The organism is Pseudomonas onubensis (genome assembly GCF_965653655.1).
GTDB lineage: Bacteria > Pseudomonadota > Gammaproteobacteria > Pseudomonadales > Pseudomonadaceae > Aquipseudomonas.
On the sequence record NZ_CBFHAZ010000082.1, the window covers coordinates 1 to 20701 of the forward strand.

At 60.7% G+C, this 20701-nt stretch carries 21 protein-coding genes and 1 tRNA gene; 11 read left to right on the plus strand and 11 right to left on the minus strand.

Going from position 1 to position 20701, the window contains the following annotated elements:
* Positions 1-196: 196 nt before the first annotated feature.
* Positions 197-610 (minus strand): hypothetical protein, encoded by a 414-nt coding sequence (locus ACTD9P_RS22125; RefSeq protein WP_438869358.1) that lies wholly within the window; start codon positions 608-610, stop codon positions 197-199.
* Between the two features lie 72 nt (positions 611-682).
* The gene (locus ACTD9P_RS22130) at positions 683-1624 is read right to left on the minus strand and encodes an alpha/beta hydrolase family protein (RefSeq protein ID WP_438869359.1); all 942 of its coding nucleotides are present in this window, start codon (positions 1622-1624) and stop codon (positions 683-685) included.
* Positions 1625-1805: 181 nt separating this feature from the next.
* Between ACTD9P_RS22130 and relB the strand changes: the two genes are divergently transcribed.
* From relB to ACTD9P_RS22150, 4 genes are all read left to right on the plus strand, one after another.
* Positions 1806-1997 carry a type II toxin-antitoxin system RelB family antitoxin gene (gene relB, locus ACTD9P_RS22135; protein WP_056860716.1) on the plus strand — a complete coding sequence of 64 codons (192 nt, stop codon included), beginning with the start codon at positions 1806-1808 and terminating at the stop codon, positions 1995-1997.
* Positions 1987-2256 (plus strand): type II toxin-antitoxin system RelE/ParE family toxin, encoded by a 270-nt coding sequence (locus ACTD9P_RS22140; RefSeq protein WP_285678383.1) that lies wholly within the window; start codon positions 1987-1989, stop codon positions 2254-2256. The genes relB and ACTD9P_RS22140 overlap by 11 nt, the downstream gene beginning before the upstream one ends.
* Before the next feature lie 80 nt (positions 2257-2336).
* Positions 2337-3302, plus strand: coding sequence for an arsenic resistance protein (locus ACTD9P_RS22145; protein ID WP_438869360.1), 966 nt, complete (start codon positions 2337-2339; stop codon positions 3300-3302).
* Between the two features lie 88 nt (positions 3303-3390).
* The gene (locus ACTD9P_RS22150) at positions 3391-4998 is read left to right on the plus strand and encodes an ArnT family glycosyltransferase (protein WP_438869361.1); all 1608 of its coding nucleotides are present in this window, start codon (positions 3391-3393) and stop codon (positions 4996-4998) included.
* Positions 4999-5006: 8 nt separating this feature from the next.
* On the opposite strand, the gene ACTD9P_RS22155 is transcribed toward ACTD9P_RS22150, so the two are convergent.
* The 5 genes from ACTD9P_RS22155 to ACTD9P_RS22175 all read right to left on the minus strand — a co-directional run bounded on the left by ACTD9P_RS22155 (position 5007) and on the right by ACTD9P_RS22175 (position 9575).
* Positions 5007-5681 (minus strand): hypothetical protein, encoded by a 675-nt coding sequence (locus tag ACTD9P_RS22155; protein ID WP_438869362.1) that lies wholly within the window; start codon positions 5679-5681, stop codon positions 5007-5009.
* A 165-nt stretch (positions 5682-5846) separates the two neighbouring features.
* Positions 5847-5922: transfer RNA gene (locus tag ACTD9P_RS22160), tRNA-Phe, on the minus strand.
* Between the two features lie 103 nt (positions 5923-6025).
* Complete coding sequence (locus ACTD9P_RS22165; RefSeq protein ID WP_438869363.1) at positions 6026-6298, minus strand: oxidative damage protection protein; 273 nt, start codon at positions 6296-6298, stop codon at positions 6026-6028.
* Entirely contained in the window at positions 6295-7362 is a 1068-nt protein-coding gene (gene mutY / locus ACTD9P_RS22170) for an A/G-specific adenine glycosylase (protein ID WP_438869364.1), read from the minus strand. Before mutY ends, ACTD9P_RS22165 begins: the two co-directional genes overlap by 4 nt.
* A complete protein-coding gene (locus ACTD9P_RS22175) occupies positions 7359-9575 on the minus strand; it encodes an AsmA family protein (protein WP_438869365.1) in 2217 nt (738 codons plus the stop codon). Before ACTD9P_RS22175 ends, mutY begins: the two co-directional genes overlap by 4 nt.
* A 326-nt stretch (positions 9576-9901) precedes the next feature.
* On the opposite strand from ACTD9P_RS22175, the gene ACTD9P_RS22180 reads away from it, so the two are divergent.
* The 7 genes from ACTD9P_RS22180 to ACTD9P_RS22210 all read left to right on the plus strand — a co-directional run bounded on the left by ACTD9P_RS22180 (position 9902) and on the right by ACTD9P_RS22210 (position 15784).
* Complete coding sequence (locus ACTD9P_RS22180) at positions 9902-11563, plus strand: OFA family MFS transporter (protein ID WP_099549501.1); 1662 nt, start codon at positions 9902-9904, stop codon at positions 11561-11563.
* A gap of 297 nt (positions 11564-11860) precedes the next feature.
* Positions 11861-12454, plus strand: coding sequence for an imidazoleglycerol-phosphate dehydratase HisB (gene hisB / locus ACTD9P_RS22185; protein WP_017138645.1), 594 nt, complete (start codon positions 11861-11863; stop codon positions 12452-12454).
* Complete coding sequence (gene hisH / locus ACTD9P_RS22190; RefSeq protein WP_138817260.1) at positions 12454-13092, plus strand: imidazole glycerol phosphate synthase subunit HisH; 639 nt, start codon at positions 12454-12456, stop codon at positions 13090-13092. Before hisB ends, hisH begins: the two co-directional genes overlap by 1 nt.
* Positions 13092-13352, plus strand: a complete 261-nt coding sequence (locus ACTD9P_RS22195; protein ID WP_122305409.1) for a DUF2164 domain-containing protein — start codon at positions 13092-13094, stop codon at positions 13350-13352. Before hisH ends, ACTD9P_RS22195 begins: the two co-directional genes overlap by 1 nt.
* A gap of 92 nt (positions 13353-13444) precedes the next feature.
* Positions 13445-14182, plus strand: a complete 738-nt coding sequence (gene hisA, locus ACTD9P_RS22200) for a 1-(5-phosphoribosyl)-5-[(5-phosphoribosylamino)methylideneamino]imidazole-4-carboxamide isomerase (RefSeq protein ID WP_008435688.1) — start codon at positions 13445-13447, stop codon at positions 14180-14182.
* Between the two features lie 9 nt (positions 14183-14191).
* A complete protein-coding gene (hisF, locus tag ACTD9P_RS22205; protein WP_017138643.1) occupies positions 14192-14962 on the plus strand; it encodes an imidazole glycerol phosphate synthase subunit HisF in 771 nt (256 codons plus the stop codon).
* Between the two features lie 66 nt (positions 14963-15028).
* Positions 15029-15784, plus strand: a complete 756-nt coding sequence (locus ACTD9P_RS22210) for a substrate-binding periplasmic protein (protein ID WP_438869366.1) — start codon at positions 15029-15031, stop codon at positions 15782-15784.
* Here the strand turns inward: ACTD9P_RS22210 and ACTD9P_RS22215 are convergent.
* The 4 genes from ACTD9P_RS22215 to ACTD9P_RS22230 all read right to left on the minus strand — a co-directional run bounded on the left by ACTD9P_RS22215 (position 15737) and on the right by ACTD9P_RS22230 (position 20522).
* Positions 15737-17029, minus strand: a complete 1293-nt coding sequence (locus ACTD9P_RS22215) for a Vps62-related protein (protein WP_438869367.1) — start codon at positions 17027-17029, stop codon at positions 15737-15739. The two genes, ACTD9P_RS22210 and ACTD9P_RS22215, sit on opposite strands and share 48 nt — an antisense overlap.
* A 63-nt stretch (positions 17030-17092) precedes the next feature.
* On the minus strand, positions 17093-17878 hold the full coding sequence (locus tag ACTD9P_RS22220) for a divergent polysaccharide deacetylase family protein (protein ID WP_138817257.1): 786 nt from the start codon (positions 17876-17878) through the stop codon (positions 17093-17095).
* A 1-nt stretch (position 17879) separates the two neighbouring features.
* The gene (locus ACTD9P_RS22225; RefSeq protein WP_438869368.1) at positions 17880-19196 is read right to left on the minus strand and encodes a S41 family peptidase; all 1317 of its coding nucleotides are present in this window, start codon (positions 19194-19196) and stop codon (positions 17880-17882) included.
* A 30-nt stretch (positions 19197-19226) separates the two neighbouring features.
* The gene (locus ACTD9P_RS22230; protein ID WP_438869369.1) at positions 19227-20522 is read right to left on the minus strand and encodes a murein hydrolase activator EnvC family protein; all 1296 of its coding nucleotides are present in this window, start codon (positions 20520-20522) and stop codon (positions 19227-19229) included.
* Between the last annotated feature and the right edge of the window lie 179 nt (positions 20523-20701).

Consider the following 20701-nt stretch of genomic DNA (forward strand, 5'->3'; position numbering starts at 1 on the left):
CAGATGTGCGGGCTGATCCACTGCATTCGCGAGCAAGCCCGCTCCCACATTTGTTTTGTGTCAGTCAGCAGTATCAGCCAGAAACACTGAACCCTGTGGGAGCGGGCTTGCTCGCGAAAGCGGAGTGTCAGTCGCCGAATGTGCTGGCTGATCCACCGCATTCGCGAGCAAGCCCGCTCCCACATTTTGTTGTGTATCAGTCCTGGGAGTTGGCCAGTGCCTGGGATGCCGCCACGTAATCGGCCTGGAACTGCGTGGATTCAATCCACGCCAGCGCCGCGGCTTCATCCTCGGTATCCGTTGCCCACTGGCGATATTCGATCAGCGCCGCCAGGATAAAATCTGTCGCGTCTTCTTCGCCTTCCTGCTCCAGCACCACGGCCAGCAGTGGGTGCGCCAGGAATGCCGCACACAACGCCTGCTGGCTGGTCTCGCCGGCGGCGCGCATTTCGACAAACAACTCGGTCAAATCCACCGACTCAAGGTCAATGCGGCTGTCGTCGCCAGCAAACGCATCCGGCTTGGTCGCGACGGCGCGCTGGGTGCGGTTTTGCTTGGCCTTGGCCTTGGCCCGGTGGGCACGTTTTTGCTGCTTGTTCGGCGAGGCCATGGGCTCAACGTCCTTGGGTACTTAATCGGTGTGGGGTATTGAAGCGCAGGTTGGGGGAAATCCCAAGGGAATCTAGACGCGCTGACCGCGTGTGCTTGGCGCCAGCTCGCCTTTTTGCAGCCATTCCAGCGCAATCGGCCACAACCGGTCCTGATATTCACTACGAAAAAAAGCGAAATGCCCGACGGTTTTTTCGCCGATATCCTCGGGCGCGATTCGCAGGTGAGTGCGCGCGCAGTTTTCAAAATAGCCCAGCAGTCGCTCAATAGCCGCCACTGTGCCAAACGGATCGTCGGTGATGCTGATAGCCAGCAACTGCGCATTCACACGGGCAAATGGCAGTTCACCCAGGCCGCGCCCGCTGGGGCGCGTTTCATAGCGCGGTGTCGGCATGCTCCAGTCGCGCACCACGCCTGCCGGTGTGTCTTCCAGCCAGCCCATGCGCTTGCCGGGAAAATAGCCGTACAGGGCCGTCACCAGCGGCATCACCACATGCCATTTGGCAAACATGCGCCAGCGCCCGCTCGCCGCGTAATCGCGCCAGTACGCAAACTGTGCGCCGACCGTCACGATGCGCCGAATCACCGCGCCGCAAGCACCGAGCCCTGCCGCGCACCCGCCGAAACTGTGGCCGACCACATCAATCGGCTGCCCCGGAAACTCCCGCTGTGCGCGCTGCAGCATCGCCTCGAAATCCAACACGCCCCAGTCTGACCACGACGCCTTGAAGCCTCGCAACGCGCCGCTGCGGGATTCGCCGATGCCACGGTAGTCGTAGGTGATCACGTCGAAGCCGTTGGCAAACAGGTAGTCGGCGAAGCGTGAATAGTGGCGGCAGCGGACCGAGGTGGCGGCGTTGATGATGACGACCGGGCGTTCGAAGTCAGTGCGCGGGTGGCGCCAGGTGAAGCCCCCAATCAGGTAACCGTCGGCAGCGAGCTCCTTGAAGGGATCGCTGTGGCCTGGTTTGGAGTTGATCGCAGCCATTCGCAAAGAGGCGTCATTCAAGTTCATCGTTTATCGGCCCGTGCCTGTTTTTATTTTTTTAGTAACAGTTGTTCAGTTTGCCAGCACTTGTGCCCTCTCTGACAGGGCTACTAATGTTCGGCACTTACTGATAACGCCACACATCCGAGAGGAACGACAGCAAACCATGGACCGTTTAGACTGGCAGGTACCCATTACGGAGGTCTCTATGAGCATTCCCCTTTCTCCCATCGTTTCGGAATTTGAAACCGAGGAGCAGGCTGCCAGTTATGACCTTTGGTTCCGCGCCAAAGTGCAGGCTTCGATTGATGACCCACGCCCAAGTATTCCGCATGACGAGGTCATGGCTGAAATGCGAGCTTTGATTGAGTTGAAGCGAAAAGAGCGTGATGCGAGTTGAGTGGCGGCCTGAGGCGCGGGCTGAACTCAGAGCAATTTTGAATTATATCGTTGAGCACAATGTTGCGGCGGCCAGTCTTCTGAACGAAGCCATTGAGGCTGCGACAACTGCGCTTCCTCAGCATCCTTACCTGTACCGCTTGGGGAGGGTCTCGGGCACACGAGAAATTGTTGTGCATCCCAATTATCTGGTGATTTATCGCATTACAGATTGGATTGAGATACTGACGGTGCTCCATGCTCGCCAGGAATACCCCTGATACGCGCCCAACTTTTACCACTCGACCTCCCGCCAGTAGATGCCTAGGCTTGCACCTTTGCAATCGACTCGAGCGTCCTAATGACCCGCGACACCCTCGAACACAACCAGGTCCCGATCTACTTCGTCGCCGTGCTCCTGGCGGTCGCATTTGGCGTGTTCGCCCCTTTGTCAGCCCAAGGCCTTGGCGTACTGGTCACGCCTGCCATTGCAGCGCTGATGTACGCCATGTTCCTGCAAATCCCGTTTCTGGACTTGCGCCAGGGCTTGGGCAATAAACGCTTCATCGGCGCATTGCTGCTGGCCAATTTCATTCTGGTGCCCTTGCTGGTGTGGGCGTTGACCCGAGGCCTGGTGGAGCGCCCGGCGTTGCTGGTGGGCGCGTTGCTGGTGTTGCTCACGCCGTGTATCGACTATGTGGTGGTGTTTACCCATATCGGCAAGGGTGACTCGCGGCTGATGCTGGCGGCGACGCCGGTGCTGTTGTTGCTGCAGCTGGTGCTGCTGCCGGTGTACCTGAGTTTCATGTTGGGCGCGCAGTCCGCCGTGGTAGTGGCGGTGGGGCCGTTCGTCGAGGCGTTCCTGTTGCTGATTGTGCTGCCGATGATCCTGGCGGTGCTGACCACCTCCCTGGCGCGGCGCTCAAGCGTTATTAACCATTGGAACAACGCCTGGGTCTGGCTGCCGGTGCCCGCGATGGCGCTGGTGCTGTTTGTGGTGATCGGCTCGCAGATTACTTCGGTAGTGCGCGATATCGCGTTGTTGTTGCCGGTGATCCCGGTGTACCTCGGCTTCCTGTTGCTGGCGCCGCTGCTGGGCGCGCTGGCTGCGCGGCTGTTTGCGTTGCCCGCCGTGACGGCGCGGGCGGTGACCTTCAGTGCTTCGACGCGCAACTCGTTGGTGGTGCTGCCATTGGCCTTGGCCCTGCCTGAAGATGCGCGCGGGCTGGCCGCCACGGCGGTGATCCTCCAAACCCTGCTTGAGCTGGTGGGCGAGCTACTCTACATCCGGCTGATTCCCGCGTTGGTATGGCGCGCCGGTCGATAGATCCATAAATACTCGGATTTGTTCAGGCGTTATTCAGGGGTGGAGTCGGCACCATGGAGTCGGCGTACCCTACCTGAAAGGACATTCGATGGACCACCGCAGCCGTTATCGCCTGGAGTCGCTGGGCCTGTTTCTGATCGCTTTATTGCTGTTTACCTTGGGCATCTGGGACGAGCAACCCCAAGGCTTTGACGGGCGCTGGGCGTTGTTCATGCAGGAAATGTTTCGCCATGGCGCGAGTCTTTTCCCTACCACCTACGGTCAGCCATACCCGGACTATCCCGGCACTGCGACTTTCTTCAGTTTTGTGTTTGCCCGCCTGTTCGGCGCGCCGAACCATCTGGCCAACGTGCTGCCGACAGCTCTGGCTGCAGCGGGCATGATCGCCCTGATTTATCGCTTGCTGGTGCCGTTCAGTCGGCCTTGGGCATTGCTGACGGTGCTGCTCACGTTGCTCACCACCCAACTGCTCGATAAGTCGCGCTCGGTCTGCCTGGACCTGATGGTCGCGCTGTTATGCGTAGGCAGCTTCTACCTGCTGCACACGGGCGAGCGTCTCGGGTCACGGCTTCGACAGTTGGCGGTATTCCCGTTGTTTGTGCTGGCCTTCGCGATTCGTGGGCCTTTGGGGCTTATCGAGGTCTGCGGTGTGGTCTGCGTTTACTGGGCGCTGGGCCGGCCGGGTGAGCGGGTCAAGCAGGTGCTGATCCATGGTTTTGTCGGGCTGGCGTTGCTCGCGGCCTGCTGGTGGGCATTGATGAAGCTGGCGCGGGTGAGCGGTGGCGACGCCTTTGCCGATGACGTGTTCAGGATGCAAGTCAGTGGGCGCCTCGACGAGTCCGGCGAGCCGTTCTATTTCTACTTAAAGCTGAGTCTGTACCGTTACTTCCCGGTGGTGCCGTTGGCGTTGGCGGCGATGATCGCGTTGCGTCATCGCTGGTCTGAGCGCTGGGCCAACGAAGACGTGCAAATGGTGGTGCGCCTGGCGGCCTGTGGCCTGATGATCTTGCTCGGGCTGTCGGTGCCGCACTTCAAGCGTGCTTACTACATTCTGCCGATGGTGCCGATGTTTGCCGCTGTCGCTGCCTATGGGCTGCTCCAGGCGAAAAACTGGTTCGTCGGCGTGCGCCGCTGTTACGAATGGCTTGTCGTGGCGCTACCGGCGTTGTGCGTGGTGGTGTTGTTTATCTGCCGGCACACCTGGCAGAAGCACGGTTACTGGCCCGATGTGTCGCTGCCGCCGTTGATTGGCGTGTGGGTGGTGCTGCAAGTGGCGGCGCTGATTGCCTGGCGCCGCCCGTTGCGCCTGGTATGGCTCAGTGGGATCGCCCTGGCGGCGCAATGGGTGCTGCTGGTGATGGTGATCGATCCGGCCAAGGACCTGCAATACGACACCCGCAAGTTTGTCAGCCAGGTAGAGGCACTGCGGGCGTCGCAGCCTGGGCCATTGGTGTTTGTCGACCTTGGCCGTGACACCTGGGCAATCCGCTACATGATGAACCTGGACCACGATGAGCAGCCGCTGTTCGTCGCCGGTAACGAGCCGGAAAAGCTCGCCACCCTGCCGCGTCCATCCTGGGTGCTGGTGCCGCGCAAAGAAGCGGCATTGCTCAAGGGCACGCCGATGCAGCAGCAGGCGCCGAACTTCGAAGGGCGGCTTAACGACAACCCGCTGATGGTGTTTCTACTGAAGTAGGCAGGCGCCTACTTGCACTGGTAGCCCTCGGGCATCGTCACGGTGTAGTTGCGCTGCACGCGGTCCTGGAAGTTGAGGTTCTGCAGGCCCTGTTCGACCAGGAAGGCTTCGATCTTGGCGGCCTGGCAGTCTTCGTTGTAGGACATCACCCGCAACACGTACACCGCGCGTCGGCTCACTTCGTCACGCGCGGTGGCGGTGAAGGTGGTGAGCGTGGTGTAGCCGGTGCGCTCCGAGGTGCCCACCGGGCCGTAGGTGGTGTTCGGCTTGCTGGTGCAGGTCAACTGGTCGTCTTTCTTTTTGTTCTTCTTGCACTCGGTGGTGGTGCTGGTGGGCACCTGGCCGTAATCGGTAGCGGTGTAGCGGTAAGTGACCTGCTTGCTGTCGACATCCAGGATGATGGTCATTTTGATCGGCCCATGGTTCTTGGGCAGGCTGGCATCGGTGTACACCTCGCGAAAACCCTGGTCCTTCATGGCGCTGACCATGTCCCGCAGGTAATAGCGGGCATTGAGCGTGTTTTGCGCGCTGCCGCCCACGGATGTGGTCACCAGCACCAGTGCCTGTCGATCAAAGTGATAGTCCGGATCCGGTGTTGCGTTGATCGAGACATCCATTTGTGTGGCGCAGCCACTGAGCAACGCCGTCAGCAGCAACAGCGCGCAGAACAAGTACCGGTTCATCAAATAACTACCTTGCAACAGAAAATTCAGTAACAGCTAAACGATCGAGCAGCGGGATAAATAACCCTCGGGTGTGGATCGGGCGGGGCGTTGGCCCGCGGCCACTAAATCGCAGGCAATAAAAAACCCCAAGGAATCATCTTCGCTTGGGGTTTTTCGGTATTTTGGTGCCCAGAGACGGAATCGAACCGCCGACACGGGGATTTTCAATCCCCTGCTCTACCGACTGAGCTATCTGGGCAACGGGGCGCATTAAACGGGTTTTTCAGGGGGTCGTCAAGCAAGTTTTCAAAAAATATTTAATTATTACCGTCGCTTACGTGCCGACCCCGGTTTTTGATCAATTATTGAGCAGGCGGCACGTAGCCGTCGGCCTTGGCGTAATCCTCGCCGGAAAAGAACTTGTCCATTTCGCCCGCCAGGTATTTACGATCTTCGGCGTTCATCATGTTCAGGCGCTTTTCGTTGATCAGCAGGGTCTGGTGTTTCAGCCAGTCACCCCAGGCTTGGGCAGAGATATGCTCGAAAATATCCTGGCCCTTGGCACCTGGGTACGGAGGGCGTTCCAGGCCTGGCAGTTCTTCTTTGTACTTGCGGCACATGATGGTGCGGGTCATGACGAAACTCCTGCGTTCAATACGTCGGCCGCGCGCTTCAGCAGTTTTTTCACCGGGGCGGCAAGGCCCAGGCGCGGCGGGGTGGCGAGGTTATACCAGAGCCAGTCGGCCTCGGCCACGTGATGGGCAGATTCCTCCACCTGCACCAGCCAGGGCTCGATGGCCAGCTGGAAGTGGCTGAAGGTGTGGATCAGCCCCGGCAGCGGCTGTTGCTCGCCCAGTGCCAGCGCGTGCTGGTGGGCAAGGTGTTCCAGGTCTTGCAGGTCATCAAGTTCCGGCAAGCTCCACAAACCGCCCCACAGGCCCGTGGACGGGCGACGGTACAGCAGAATCTCGCCCTCGGCGTTGGCCAGCAACGGCATCAGCGTGCGCTTTTGCGGGATGGTCTTGCGCGGCTTGGGGATCGGGTAACGCGTCTCCAGGCCGAGCATGTGGGCTTCGCAGCCTTTTTCCAGCGGGCACAGCAGGCAGCTAGGTTTGCTGCGCGTGCAGAGCGTGGCGCCCATGTCCATCATTGCCTGGGTGTAGGCGTTGACGCGATCGTGGGGCGTAAAGCGCTCAGCGGTGGCCCAGAGCTGTTTCGCGACCTTGGGTTCGCCTGGGTAGCCTTCTTGCGCAGTAAAGCGCGCCAGCACGCGTTTGACGTTGCCGTCCAGGATCGGCGCGCGCAGGCCCATGCTCAAACTGGCGATGGCGCCGGCAGTGGACAGGCCAATGCCGGGCAACTCAGTGAGCTTTTCCACATCCTTGGGGAATTCGCCGCCGTATTCAGCGACGATGATCTTGGCGGTCTTCTGCAGGTTACGTGCGCGGGTGTAATAACCCAGGCCGGTCCACAGGTGCAGCACTTCATCTTCCGGCGCGGCGGCCAGGGCTTCGACCGTCGGCAAGGAAGCCATGAACCGGTCGAAGTAATTGAGCACGGTGCTCACCTGGGTCTGTTGCAGCATGATCTCCGAGACCCACACCCGGTAAGGCGTGATGCCCTGTTGCCAGGGCAGGTCATGGCGACCGTGGCGGTCGTACCAGTCCAGCACCGCCTGTGAAAACTGCTCGTTTCTCATCGTTTGAACAGGCCTTTAAGGGCGTCTTTAAGCTGCGGATTAACCTTGTCGAGCTTCTCTTCGATTTTGTCGCTGAGCTTGTTACCGGCCGCTTTGATGGCGACCTGGGTCAAGCCGTCCTTGTCCAGGCGGCAAGCTTTGGCACCCAGCTCCAGCGGGCCACGGCAGCGCAGCGGCACTTCGATGTTCTGGAAGTTGGCGCCGACCTGGCAGGCCGGATCCGGCACGTCGCGTTGGTCGCCTTCGACGATGATGCCAACGCGGTAGTCCATGCCCAGCACACGCAGGTCGACGTCACCGTTGCCGTTGACCGCCAGGCCCGGGATGCGCACTTTGAGGTCCGGGTTACTTGCCACGCCGTTACGGAAGTTAAGCGTGCCGCGCAGTTCCTGGAACGGTGTGTCCTTGCCTTGTGGCGTGGCGCTCAGGGTCTTGCGGTTGAGCAAGGCAATGCCGGTACACAGTTGCTGTTCAATATTGGCGTTGAGCAGCGCGCCGTTGTTGATCACAAAGCTGGCGGTACCGTTGAGGCTATCGATCAGCGCTTTTTGGCTATTGCCACGGCCGCTGAGGTTGCTGTCGAGAGTAACCTGGCCTTTGACCGGCGGGTTTTGCCCCTGGGCTTGCAGGATGCGTTCAACCGGCACTTGCTTGATGTGGGTTTGCAGCGCCAGCAGCGGGATGTCCTGGCGCACATCGAGTGTGCCGTTGGCCTGGAAGGTGCCGTTGTAGAGGCCGCCGCTCAAGGTGTCGAGTTTGAGCTGGCCGTCGGCGCCGGAGGCTTTGAGCGCTGCATTCTGGATCGGCAGCTTGCTTAAGGTCAGTTGCCCAAAGGCCAGGTCGGCGTTTACGTCCAGGGCGCGCAGGCGGGTCAGTGGCAGCAGCTTGTCGGTGCTCCACGCGCCTTTGGTTGGAGCTTCCGGCAGTGGTGTGGTGCCACCGGCAGCCATGGCGCCAGCTTCGCTGTTCTGCACTTCGGCCTGGCGGGCGGCGGTTGCACCTTTGGCCGATTCGGACTTGGCCGGCAGGTAGTTGTCGGCATTGAAGGTGTCGCCCTTGAGCTGCACGCGCAGGGCTTGCTTGGCGAAGTCATCCACGGCGATGCGACCGGTGAAGGTGCTGCCGTCGAGTTTCAGGTTCAGGTCTTCCAGTGCCACGCTGGTCGGCGTGCCCTTGAGGCGGCTGACCAGCTCGACCTTGCTCAGGCTGCCGTCAGCCATGGGCGGCAGCGGGTGGCCGACGCTGTCGAGGAACTTGGCCAGGTCAAACTGGGCAATCGACAGTGCGCCGCTGACTTGCGGGGTTTTGTTCAGGTCATTGACCTTCAGTTCGCCCAAGGCGCGCAGTTGGTTGGCGGAGAGCTTGAGGTTGGTCCATTCGGCGATGTTGGCCGCCAGGTCCACCAGCAATTGGCCCTGGGTGGAGAAGGTCACGGTCTTGCCTTGCAGCGGCTCGCCGGTGGCTTCGCCGCTGAGTTTCATGTCTTCGAACTGGTAGCGCTGCAGGGCACGCTGGATGCGCAGGTTGCCGTTCAGTTCGGTTTTGACGCGCATCAGTGGCTGGTTGCTGCCCAGGAAGGCGGTGAGCTTGAGTGGAATGCTCGCGCCTTCGTGCACGGCACCGGCGCTCAGCTGGATGCTTTCAGCGCTGAACTGTTTGCCGGTCTGCTCATCGTTGTATTCAACGCGGGCGTTGTTGATGGTCAGGCTGTCGATGTCCAGGCGGATCGGCTTGGGCGGCTTTTCCGGTTCGGGCTCGGCAGGCGCTTGCGCTGGGGCAGGGGCGCTGGCCGTTTCGGTCGCATCCGGCACGTTCTTGCCGATGTCTTCCCAGTTGCCATGGCCTTGCTTGTCGCGATTAAGGCGCAGGTTCAGGCCTTCGACACGCACGTCGCTCATCTGCACTTCGCGGCGCAGCAGCGGCAGCACGCGCACCGACAGGCCGAGCATCTGCAAGTCGGCGAACGGTTGGGTCGGGGCGGTGAGGGTCGCTACGCTGGCTTCATGCAGCTCAAGGCCCAGCCACGGGAACAGGCTCCAGCCGATATCGCCATTGAGCGTCAGCTCGATGTGGGCCTTGTCGCGGGCAATCTGGCGAATCTCGTCTTTGTAGTCGTTGGGATCGAAGAGGTGGGTCAGGGCAAAGCCCAGGGCCACAATGATCAGCAACAGCCCGAGGAGTACCAGACCCAGGATTTTGCCGAACGCTTTCATGGGCGAGTCCTTGTATGTCGATTTCAAAATTTAGCCGCAGAGTATAACGCCCGAAGGCCTGCGTCAGTTCACGCATCGTTACATTGTATCTAGCGCCGGCAAAATCGGATTTTTACGCCAGACAGATCAGATTGAGTGAAAAAGGTGATGTCAGTTTGGTTTTTCTGTCATCCACTGGTGCTAATCTTCGCGGGTTCGTCTGTCGTCTGCGACACAACGTCGCGCTTAAAAGGAGCTTTACTCAACAACAACGGCCAACGCTCCGCGTGCAAGGTCGAGGGAGAGAGCGCCTGACGGACACATACTAATAACTGGGGGAAACACCAATGAGCACTAGCACTGCGGCCGGCAGCACTGCCGCGCAGCCTGCGTTCCTGTCCAAGGAGCGCATTATCGCCAAGCCCGGGTTTAACCGCTGGCTGGTTCCGCCGGCCGCCCTGGCCATCCACCTCTGCATCGGCATGGCCTACGGGTTCTCGGTATTTTGGCTGCCGCTGTCCAAAGCACTGGGTATCACTGCGCCGGTCGCCTGCGCGCCGGACATGAGCTTTATCGCGCAAGTCTTCTCGTCCCAGTGCGACTGGCCCATCTCCATGCTGGGCTGGATCTACACCCTGTTTTTCATCTTCCTGGGTTGCTCGGCAGCCATCTGGGGCGGCTGGCTGGAACATGCCGGGCCACGTAAGGCGGGCGTTGTATCGGCGCTGTGCTGGTGCGGCGGCCTGTTGATCTCGGCGCTGGGGATTTATACCCACCAGATCTGGCTGATGTGGATCGGCTCCGGCGTGATCGGTGGTATCGGCCTGGGCCTGGGTTATATCTCGCCTGTATCGACGCTGATCAAGTGGTTCCCGGACAAGCGCGGCATGGCTACTGGCATGGCGATCATGGGCTTCGGCGGTGGCGCAATGGTGGGTGCACCGTTGGCCGCAGCGCTGATGGGCCATTTTGCCTCGCCAACCAGCGTGGGCGTGTGGCAGAGCTTTGTGGTCATGGCCGTCATCTACTTCGTGTTCATGATCGGTGGCGCACTGTCGTACCGCGTGCCGCCGACCGGCTGGAAGCCTGAGGGCTGGACCGCGCCGGCGAAAAAAGCCAGCAACGCGATGATCACCCACCGTCACGTGCACGTGAACGTGGCGTGGAAAACCCCGCAATTCCGCCTGGTATGGCTGGTGCTGTGCCTGAACGTGTCCGCCGGTATCGGCATCCTCGGCATGGCGTCGCCACTGCTGCAGGAAGTGTTCGGTGGCAAGTTGCTGGGTGTGGATGTGCCGTTCGGTCAACTGGACGCGGGCCAGTTGGCCTCTATTGCGGCCATCGCTGCAGGTTTCACCGGTCTGTTGAGCCTGTTCAACATCGGTGGCCGGTTCTTCTGGGCGTCGTTCTCCGACTACCTGGGCCGTAAAAATACCTACTTCGTGTTCTTCGCCCTGGGCTTTGCCCTGTACGCGCTGATCCCGAACCTGGGGCACCTGGGCAACGTGGCGCTGTTTGTGGCGGCGTTCTGCATCATCCTGTCGATGTACGGCGGCGGTTTTGCGACCGTGCCTGCGTACCTGGCCGACCTGTTCGGCACCCAGATGGTCGGCGCGATCCACGGTCGCCTGTTGACCGCATGGGCGGCGGCTGGCGTGCTTGGCCCGGTGTTGGTGAACTACCTGCGTGAGTATCAGCTGAGCATCGGCGTTCCGCGCGCTGCGGCCTACGACATCACCTTGTACATCCTCGCAGGCCTGTTGGTGCTGGGTTTCCTCTGCAACCTGCTGGTGCGCCCGGTGGCCGACAAGTACTTCATGACCGACGCTGAACTGGCTGCCGAACAGGCGCTGGGCCATGACAAAGGCGCCGATGCCAGCACTTCGCTGGAGTGGAAAGCGGCCCCTGGTACTGTGCCGATGGCTGTTGCTGCCTGGCTGGTGGTGGGTATTCCGTTGGCGTGGGGTGTGTGGGTGACCCTGCAGAAGACGGCGGTGTTGTTCCACTAACACCGCAACCCCCTTGTGGGAGGGGGCTTGTTGTGGCGAGGGAGCTTGCTCCCGCTGGGTCGCGAAGCGGCCCCAACCGAGTCACCGCGTTGTTTCAGGCAGATTGCGGTGACTGGCTTTGGGGCTGCTGCGCAGCCCAGCGGGAGCAAGCTCCCTCGCCACATAAGCCTTCCCACGCTTGTATGCACATGTCTATCCCCGACACTCCATCAGTCTTATCCCCTTCGATGTTTCTGTTTAGCGCCCGCGCCCCTATAATGGCTGCCTTTTTCGCCCAATGATTTTGCGGAGCTGGTGATGGCCGAACGTAAGGTATCCGTCGAGCGCGACACTCTGGAAACCCAGATCAAAGCCTCGATCAACCTGGATGGCACCGGAAAGGCCCGATTTGATATCGGTGTACCTTTTCTTGAGCACATGCTGGACCAGATCGCCCGTCACGGGCTGATCGACCTGGATATCGTCAGCAAGGGCGACCTGCATATCGACGACCACCACACGGTGGAAGACGTAGGCATCACCCTCGGCCAGGCGTTTGCCAAGGCCATCGGCGACAAGAAAGGTATCCGTCGCTACGGTCACGCCTATGTCCCGCTGGACGAAGCGCTGTCGCGTGTGGTCATCGACTTCTCCGGCCGCCCAGGCCTGCAGATGCACGTGCCGTACACCCGCGCTACCGTGGGCGGCTTCGATGTCGACCTGTTCCAGGAGTTCTTCCAGGGCTTCGTCAACCACGCACTCGTCAGCCTGCACATCGACAACCTGCGCGGCACCAACACCCACCACCAGATCGAAACCGTGTTCAAGGCTTTCGGCCGCGCACTGCGCATGGCCGTAGAGCTCGATGACCGCATGGCCGGGCAAATGCCCTCGACCAAGGGCGTTCTGTAATGCAGACGGTCGCGGTTATCGATTACGGCATGGGTAACCTGCACTCGGTGGCCAAGGCGCTCGAGCACGTGGGCGCCGGCAAGGTGCTGATCACCAGCGACGCCAATGTGATTCGCGAAGCCGACCGCGTGGTATTCCCCGGCGTCGGCGCGATTCGCGATTGCATGGCCGAGATCCGCCGGCTGGGCTTTGACAGCCTGGTGCGCGAAGTCAGCCAGGACCGCCCGTTCCTCGGCATCTGCGTGGGCATGCAAGCCTTGCTCGACAGCAGTGAAGAGAACGGCGGCGTCGACTGCATCGGCCTGTTCCCTGGCCAGGTGAAGTTCTTCGGCAAAGATTTGCACGAAGACGGCGAGCACTTGAAGGTGCCGCACATGGGTTGGAACGAAGTCAGCCAGACTGTCGAGCACCCTTTGTGGCACGACATCCCTGACCTGGCGCGCTTCTACTTTGTGCACAGCTACTACATCAATGCCGGTAACCCGGGCCAGGTGGTGGGTGGCGGGCATTACGGCGTCGATTTTGCCGCAGCGCTGGCCGACGGTTCGCGCTTTGCCGTGCAGTTCCACCCGGAGAAGAGCCATACCCATGGCCTGCAATTGCTGCAGAACTTCGCCGCGTGGGATGGTCGCTGGTAATGGCCAAGAAGCCTAAGCCGCCGATCTTGAACCTCACGCCCGAACAGGAGCGTGAGGCAACCGACAAGATCAAGCGTTTCATGGAGGACCGTTTCGAGCTTAAGTTAGGCTCGTTCGAGGTCGCCGAGATTCTTGAGCTGTTCACCACCGAAGTGGCGCCGCACTATTACAACAGGGCGATTTTCGACACGCAGACGCTCCTTAAAGAAAGGTTCGAAAGCATCGAAAGCGACTTGTGGTCGCTCGAAAAAAGCAGCTGAAAGCTCCAAGCTTTAAGCTGCAAGAATTGATACGCGTGCTTGCTTGCAGCTTATAGCTTGCAACTTGCAACTCTTTTGACGAAGGAAAAAGCATGCTGATTATCCCCGCTATCGATCTCAAGGACGGCGCTTGTGTACGCCTGCGCCAAGGCCGCATGGAAGACTCCACCGTGTTCTCCGATGACCCGGTGAGCATGGCTGCCAAATGGGTAGAAGGGGGCTGCCGTCGTCTGCATCTGGTGGACTTGAACGGCGCCTTCGAAGGCCAGCCAGTCAATGGCGAAGTGGTTACTGCGATCGCCAAGCGCTACCCGAACCTGCCGATCCAGATCGGCGGCGGCATTCGCTCCCTGGAAACCATCGAGCACTACGTCAAGGCTGGCGTGAGCTACGTGATCATCGGCACCAAGGCCGTGAAAGACCCGGCCTTTGTCGCCGAAGCCTGCCGTGCGTTCCCCGGCAAGGTGATTGTCGGCCTGGACGCCAAAGACGGTTTCGTCGCCACCGATGGCTGGGCTGAAATCAGCACCGTGCAGGTCATCGACCTGGCCAAGCAGTTCGAAGCCGACGGCGTGTCCGCCATCGTTTATACCGATATCGCCAAAGACGGCATGATGCAGGGCTGCAATGTGCCGTTCACCGCAGCGCTGGCCGCCGCGACCAGGATCCCGGTGATCGCCTCCGGTGGCATTCACAACCTGGGCGACATCAAGTCGCTGCTGGACGCCAAGGCGCCCGGCATCATCGGCGCCATCACTGGCCGCGCGATCTACGAAGGTACTCTGGACGTCGCCGAAGCCCAGGCTTACTGCGACGCCTACAACGGCTGAGGACTGACCATGGCGCTGGCCAAACGCATCATCCCTTGCCTGGACGTCGACAACGGTCGCGTGGTCAAGGGCGTCAAGTTCGAGAACATCCGCGACGCCGGTGACCCGGTGGAAATCGCCCGTCGTTACGATGAGCAAGGTGCCGACGAGATTACCTTTCTCGACATCACCGCCAGCGTCGACGGCCGCGACACCACGTTGCATACCGTCGAGCGCATGGCCAGCCAGGTGTTTATCCCGCTGACCGTGGGCGGTGGCGTGCGCACCGTGCAAGACATCCGCAACCTGCTCAACGCCGGTGCAGACAAGGTCTCGATCAACACCGCTGCCGTGTTCAACCCGGAATTCGTCGGCGAAGCTGCGCAGCACTTCGGCTCGCAATGCATCGTGGTCGCCATCGACGCCAAGAAAGTCTCCGGGCCGGGCGAAACCCCGCGCTGGGAGATTTTCACCCACGGCGGTCGCAAGCCTACCGGCCTGGACGCGGTGGAATGGGCGATGAAGATGGAAGCCCTGGGCGCCGGTGAAATCCTGCTGACCAGCATGGACCAGGACGGTATGAAAAACGGCTTCGACCTGGGCGTGACCCGTGCCATCAGCGATGCGCTGGGCATTCCGGTGATCGCCTCCGGCGGCGTTGGCAACCTGCAGCACCTGGCCGACGGCGTGATCGAAGGCCACGCCAGTGCGGTACTGGCTGCGAGCATTTTCCACTTTGGCGAATACACCGTGCCTGAGGCCAAAGCCTATATGGCCGCGCGCGGTATCGTCGTTCGCTAAACGCTGCTGGACACCCTGGCAGGCGCGGGGCACTCTCTGCGCTTGCCATGGATTCCGGTAGCCTTCATGTTCAAGACCCTTCTGCTTGCCCTCGCCAGTACGTCCATTCTGTTGACGGGTTCGGCTCATGCCGAGGAACCGTCCGATGCCTCGTTGGTGTTGCTGACGGAAAACTTCCCGCCCTACAACATGGCGAAAAACGGCAAGAACTTCGCCAAGGAAGAAAACATCGAAGGCATCGCCGTCGATATCGTGCGTGAGACGTTCAAGCGTGCCGGCATTTCCTACAACCTGACTTTGCGTTTTCCTTGGGAGCGAATCTACAAACTCGCCCTGGAAAAACCCGGCTACGGCGTCTTTGTGATGGCGCGCCTGCCGGACCGCGAAGCGCTGTTCAAATGGGTCGGCCCTATCGGCCCGGATGACTGGGTGATGCTGGCCAAGGCCGACAGCAAGATTGAGCTGAAAGACCTTGAACAGGCCCGTCGTTACAAGATCGGCGCCTACAAGGGTGACGCCATTGCGCAGACCCTGGAAAAACAGGGCCTTAAACCGATCGTTGCACTGCGTGACCAGGACAATGCGCAAAAACTGGTGGATGGCCAGATCGACCTGTGGGCCACCGGTGATCCAGCGGGCCGTTATCTGGCCCGCCAGGTGGGGGTGACCCAACTGAAAACCGTGCTGCGCTTCAACAGCGCCCAGTTGTACCTGGCGCTGAACAAAGACGTGCCGGATGAGGTGGTGGCCAAGCTTCAGGCAGCACTCGACCAGTTACGGGGTGAGGGTGGTATCGATCAGATCATGGCCCGTTACCTCTAGTTCGGGCTCTGGTTGAGACGCTTCTACCGTTAGGGGCTGCTCATCAGGCAGCACCTCGGCGTTTGGATAGTCGCTCATGTAGATGTTGTCACCATTGGTATAGCTGGCCGTGCTTGAAACCTGGCTGCCGTCCTGTCGCAGCAGGCGGTATTCGCTTTGGACAAGGTACGCCGCAACGGCTTTTTTCGGCGGAACATAAGTGATGATTTCCAGCGACGACGCCTGGTTCCAGCCTTTAGCTGAGCGCTGCGTGTGTGTGAAGTCGCGATCCAGGTGCGCCGAAAAACTCAATTCAAAGACGTGTTCGCCCACCGGCCACTCTTTGCCCATACCGATGCTGGTGTTGGCCGCCAGTGCCTTGGCAGTCCCTTCTACTTCACCTTTGGCGGCCGTCCACATGAATGGCTGGCTGGTAGCCTCAATGTTGTGCCCGAAACCGACACACAGGTGGCGGTCCGTGCGCTCCAGGCGGTAGATGGGCGATGCCTGAAACTGTTCGATCACAGCCAACTCCGGGTCTTTGACACAGAACCATGGCAGCTCGCACACCTGAGGCGCGTGGACGGACTCATCATTGCCAGGGCTTTCGTACCCACTGAGCGCGGGTGGCGGCGGCAGGTCGTGCAACTGCGCTGTCAATGTCAGGCGCAGTGAATAGGCCTCAAGGCTTGGCCTGGCATAACTGCCATTGCCGATGAAGGTGCCGGGCGCGAGGTATATTTCGCCCGCAGGTGCATGGGGAGGTGTCACCGACCAGAGGCTCAAGTCGTTTGCGGCGCCGCTGCCTTTATCGTCCCAGATCAATTCGCCCGCTTGAGCGGCCATCACCAGGTCTTTTCGCACGCACCGCACGGCATGGCGTGAGGGTTTGTCGTAGTCCACGCCGTACACCAGCCCCATCGCCACATAGCCCTCTGGCGGCAGCGGGCGCCAGATGGACGCATTGCCCAGCGCTCCTGAGCCTTCATCCTGCCACACCAACTGATAATCGACTGGCGCACGCAGGGCCGTGCCGTCGACGTTGTTCACGTCGCTGACGACGGCGACAACGTTGCCGTAGTTGATATTACGATAGTGGTTGACCGCAATATCACCCAAAGTAAAAAACGGTCTCAGGGCATCGGAGGCGGTGCTCGGCCGCCAGAGGCCGACGGCCTTATGCGCGCCCGAACCCTTGTCGTTCCACAGCGGCAGAAACTCGCTGGTAAAGCTGATGAGCAGGTCATTGAATTGCAGAGGCTTCATGGAGGGCTCTCCAGTTGATGGGAGCATCAACTATCGAGCAGGACAGTCGGTACCGAGCGGTAACTATCTACGCGCCGGCAGATACGTACCGTTTTTGCCGTGTGCCGCCATGGCCTGGTTGCTGCGCACACTGATCATCAACTTGATATCAATCCAGTCGATGCCCTGCGCCTTGAGCTTGGGCAACTCACGCTCCAGCACTGCCAGGGTCTGTGGATAAGGGTGGCCGATCATTACCACCGAGCCTTGTTTGTGGGCCAGCTTGATCGCGGTTTGCAGTTGCGTGCCAATCGCCGCTTCGGTGCGTTCGTCATCCAGGAACACATCCCGCGATACATGTGCCAGGCCGATCTTCTGCGCCTCGGCGGCGGCGACGGTCTGCGCGCTGGTGCGGCTGTCGACAAAGAACTTGTTGCGCCGTTGCAGTTCGGCCATCAGCCACGCCATCGCGGCTGGCTGGGCGGTCATGCGGCTGCCCATATGGTTGTTGATGCCAGCGGTGTAGGGCACAGCCTTGAACGCGGCGTCGAGGCGCTTGCCGAGTTCTTCGATGGGCAGCTCGGGGTGCCAGGCGAACGGGCCGGTGGCCGGGTCCATGGGCATGTGCAGGATCACGATCTTGCCGGCCTTGTGCGCTTCACGGGCGAATTCGGCGGCGTGGGGCGTGTCGGGCATGATCGCCGTGGTTACCGGCCCAGGCAGGGCCAGCACGCGACGGTCCCGGGGCAGGTTTTGCCCCAGGTCGTCGATGATGAGGGTCAGGTAGGCTTTTTGCGGCTCGCCGGCAGGCGTCGCGTGGGCGACGCCGGCCAGGCTGCACAGCAGAGCGATGATCAGGGCAAAACGCATATCAACGGCTGCGCGTAATGCTCAGGCCTTTAAGCAGGCTCAGTGCCTGGGCCAGTTGATAGTCGTCGTCCTGCGGCATCGGCTTGGCTTTGGTGGTGCTGCCGGTCGGCTGATCGGCACCGCCGTTGCCATTGCCCAAGTGGCCTTGCAGGTCGGCCTCTTTGTAGTACTCGCTGTCGACCTCGTTGGTGATCTTGGCCCGGCGCACCTCGATGTCCGGCACGATGCCCTGGGCCTGGATCGAGCGACCATTCGGCGTGTAGTACAGCGCCGTGGTGATCTTCAGTGCGCGATCGTTGTTCAGCGGCAATACGGTTTGCACCGAGCCTTTGCCGAAGCTGGTGGTGCCCATCAGCACGCCGCGCTTCTGGTCTTGCAGGGCACCGGCGACAATTTCCGACGCCGAAGCGCTGCCGCCGTTGATCAGCACGGCCAATGGCACGCCCTCGCTCAGGTCGTTGCCGGTGGCCGAGAAGCGCAACTCGGAGTTGGCGATACGGCCTTTGGTGTAGACGATCAGGCCTTTGGTGATGAAGTGGTCGACCACTTCCACCGCCGACTGCAGCACGCCGCCTGGGTTGTTACGCAGGTCGAGCACGATACCGTTGAGCTTTTTGCCGTTGTCTTTGCGCAGCTTGGCCAGGGCCTTGGCCACTTCGTCGCCGGTCTTGACCTGGAACTGGGTGATACGGATGTAACCGTAGCCCGACTCCAGCAGCTGGCTCTTCACGCTCTTGACCGTGATGGTCGCGCGGGCCAGGGTCACGTCAAACGGGTTGCCGCCGTCGCGCACCAGGGTCAGGGTGATTTTCTGGCCGAGTTTGCCGCGCATCTTGTCGACGGCTTCGGTCATGGTCTGGCCACGGGTCGGCTGGCCGTTGATCTTCACGATCAAGTCGCCGGCCTGAATGCCCGCCTTGGACGCCGGCGTGTCATCGATCGGCGAGACCACTTTGATCTGGCCATCTTCGGAGCCGACTTCGATGCCCAGGCCGCCGAACTCACCGCTGGTGCTTTCCTGCAGCTCGGCAAAGTCTTCCGGCCCCAGGTAAGCGGAGTGCGGGTCGAGGTTGCTGAGCATGCCCTTTATGGCATTTTCCAGCAGGGTCTTGTCGTCTACGGGTTCGACATAGGCTGCCTTGATCCGGTCCATGACCTCGGCAAAGGTACGCAGCTCGTCCAGCGGCAGCGGCGCCTTGGTGGTCGCGGCCGTGGCGGCAGGTGCCGCCGTTGCGGCCTGGTCGGCAAAAGCCAGAGGCGCGCCGATCACCAGGGCGATCGTCAGGGCCAGCGAAGTGAGGCGGGACAAATGCAGCATGTCGAACGAACTCCTAATGTAGGTGCAGCCCTATCCTTGGGAACGGCACCATTGTGCAGGGTCGCTCGGGCGGCCCTGCTGACGAATAGCGAAGTACAGCGCCGGGGTGTCCTGGCCACCACTGTTACCGACAGTGGAGATGGATTCACCGGCTTTTACAACATCACCTGCCGACTTGAGTAATGTCTGATTGTGGCCATAAAGGCTCAAGTAGCCATTCCCGTGGTCAAGAATCACCAACAAACCGGCGCCGCGCAGCCAATCGGCAAATACCACACGGCCACCATGAACAGCGTGGACCTGGCTGCCGGCAGCGGCGCTGATCATCACCCCATCCCACTTGGCGCGGGTGTCATCGCCACGGGTTTCACCAAAGCGTGCCAGTAATCGACCATCAACTGGCCATGGAAGTTTGCCGCGCGCAGAAGCAAAAGGGCCGCCGAAATTCTCGCCGGAGCTGGAAACCAGCGGCCCAGGCGCTGCACGCGCCGGTTTACGCGGCGCCGGCGCGTCAGTGGTGGCGGCCAGCTCGGCTTCACGCTGGCGCTTTTTTTCCGCTTCCTGCTGGGCAATCAGCGCTTTTTGCCGCGCTTCTTCGGCCTCACGTGCCTGGCGCGCCAGGGTTTCTTCGATGGTTTTGAGTACTTTGCCCAGGTCAGCCTGGTCTTGCTCGCGGGCCTGGAGCTTGGCGTCGCGGGCCTTCACGTCATCGTTGAGCTTGGCCAGGGCTTGCTGGCGCTCTTTGCGCACCTTGTCCAACTGCTCGCGCTGGGTGTCGAGGGCGGTTTTCTGATCCATCAGTTGCGACTGCTGGTCGGCGATTTCCTGCTCGACATTGGCCAACTGGCGCAGGGTTTCATTAAAACCCTTCAATTGCGCCAGGCGCGCCTTGCTCAGATAGTCGTAGTAGGTGAGGGTGCGGGCGAATTTCTCGGGGTTCTGCTGGTTGAGCAGCAGCTTGAGGTATTCCTGGCGGCCGCTCTGGTAGGCGGCGCGTGCCTGGATCGCGATCAGGCGTTGCTGTTCAACGCGTGCGCTCTGGAGTTTTTTTTTCTCAGCGTCGAGTCGCTCCAGTTCCGACTCGCTCTTCTTTAATTCTTTTTGTAGCTCCTGGACTTGCTTCTCGAGCTTGCCCATCTCGGTTTCCGTGCCGCGCAGGTCTTTCTGCACCCCGGACTTTTCTTCCTGGAGCTTGCCGAGCAGCTTTTTCAGCTCGGTAATGTCCTGACGCGTAGCGTCCAACTGTTGTTGGGTTTGTGCGCGCTCATCGGCAAACGCCGGTTGGAGCAAGCAGACTAGAGCGAGGGTAATCAAGGCGCGAAGCATAGAGGCGGGCGACACCAGGGAAAGGGACGGCCTAGTATGCCCGCCAAGCGCCGCAAAAAAAACGCCCAATTCGGACTGGAAGGCAAGATAGGTGCCGAGTGGCGGTGGTATGGCAAAAAGACATGTATGAAAACGCCACAAACCAATGTGGGAGCGGGCTTGCTCGCGAATACGGTGGG

What these genes read in the sequence shown, in the direction of transcription:
- mutY (WP_438869364.1), bottom strand. Translation starts at nt 7,362, where the DNA reads ATGAGAAACGAGCAGTTTTCACAGGCGGTGCTGGACTGGTACGACCGC.
- ACTD9P_RS22225 (WP_438869368.1), bottom strand. Translation starts at nt 19,196, where the DNA reads ATGCTGCATTTGTCCCGCCTCACTTCGCTGGCCCTGACGATCGCCCTG.
- ACTD9P_RS22210 (WP_438869366.1), top strand. Translation starts at nt 15,029, where the DNA reads ATGTTCAAGACCCTTCTGCTTGCCCTCGCCAGTACGTCCATTCTGTTG.
- ACTD9P_RS22155 (WP_438869362.1), bottom strand. Translation starts at nt 5,681, where the DNA reads ATGAACCGGTACTTGTTCTGCGCGCTGTTGCTGCTGACGGCGTTGCTC.
- ACTD9P_RS22215 (WP_438869367.1), bottom strand. Translation starts at nt 17,029, where the DNA reads ATGAAGCCTCTGCAATTCAATGACCTGCTCATCAGCTTTACCAGCGAG.
- ACTD9P_RS22145 (WP_438869360.1), top strand. Translation starts at nt 2,337, where the DNA reads ATGACCCGCGACACCCTCGAACACAACCAGGTCCCGATCTACTTCGTC.
- hisF (WP_017138643.1), top strand. Translation starts at nt 14,192, where the DNA reads ATGGCGCTGGCCAAACGCATCATCCCTTGCCTGGACGTCGACAACGGT.
- hisB (WP_017138645.1), top strand. Translation starts at nt 11,861, where the DNA reads ATGGCCGAACGTAAGGTATCCGTCGAGCGCGACACTCTGGAAACCCAG.
- ACTD9P_RS22125 (WP_438869358.1), bottom strand. Translation starts at nt 610, where the DNA reads ATGGCCTCGCCGAACAAGCAGCAAAAACGTGCCCACCGGGCCAAGGCC.
- ACTD9P_RS22140 (WP_285678383.1), top strand. Translation starts at nt 1,987, where the DNA reads ATGCGAGTTGAGTGGCGGCCTGAGGCGCGGGCTGAACTCAGAGCAATT.
- ACTD9P_RS22220 (WP_138817257.1), bottom strand. Translation starts at nt 17,878, where the DNA reads ATGCGTTTTGCCCTGATCATCGCTCTGCTGTGCAGCCTGGCCGGCGTC.
- ACTD9P_RS22195 (WP_122305409.1), top strand. Translation starts at nt 13,092, where the DNA reads ATGGCCAAGAAGCCTAAGCCGCCGATCTTGAACCTCACGCCCGAACAG.
- ACTD9P_RS22180 (WP_099549501.1), top strand. Translation starts at nt 9,902, where the DNA reads ATGAGCACTAGCACTGCGGCCGGCAGCACTGCCGCGCAGCCTGCGTTC.
- ACTD9P_RS22230 (WP_438869369.1), bottom strand. Translation starts at nt 20,522, where the DNA reads ATGCTTCGCGCCTTGATTACCCTCGCTCTAGTCTGCTTGCTCCAACCG.
- relB (WP_056860716.1), top strand. Translation starts at nt 1,806, where the DNA reads ATGAGCATTCCCCTTTCTCCCATCGTTTCGGAATTTGAAACCGAGGAG.
- ACTD9P_RS22130 (WP_438869359.1), bottom strand. Translation starts at nt 1,624, where the DNA reads ATGAACTTGAATGACGCCTCTTTGCGAATGGCTGCGATCAACTCCAAA.
- ACTD9P_RS22150 (WP_438869361.1), top strand. Translation starts at nt 3,391, where the DNA reads ATGGACCACCGCAGCCGTTATCGCCTGGAGTCGCTGGGCCTGTTTCTG.
- ACTD9P_RS22165 (WP_438869363.1), bottom strand. Translation starts at nt 6,298, where the DNA reads ATGACCCGCACCATCATGTGCCGCAAGTACAAAGAAGAACTGCCAGGC.
- hisH (WP_138817260.1), top strand. Translation starts at nt 12,454, where the DNA reads ATGCAGACGGTCGCGGTTATCGATTACGGCATGGGTAACCTGCACTCG.
- ACTD9P_RS22175 (WP_438869365.1), bottom strand. Translation starts at nt 9,575, where the DNA reads ATGAAAGCGTTCGGCAAAATCCTGGGTCTGGTACTCCTCGGGCTGTTG.
- hisA (WP_008435688.1), top strand. Translation starts at nt 13,445, where the DNA reads ATGCTGATTATCCCCGCTATCGATCTCAAGGACGGCGCTTGTGTACGC.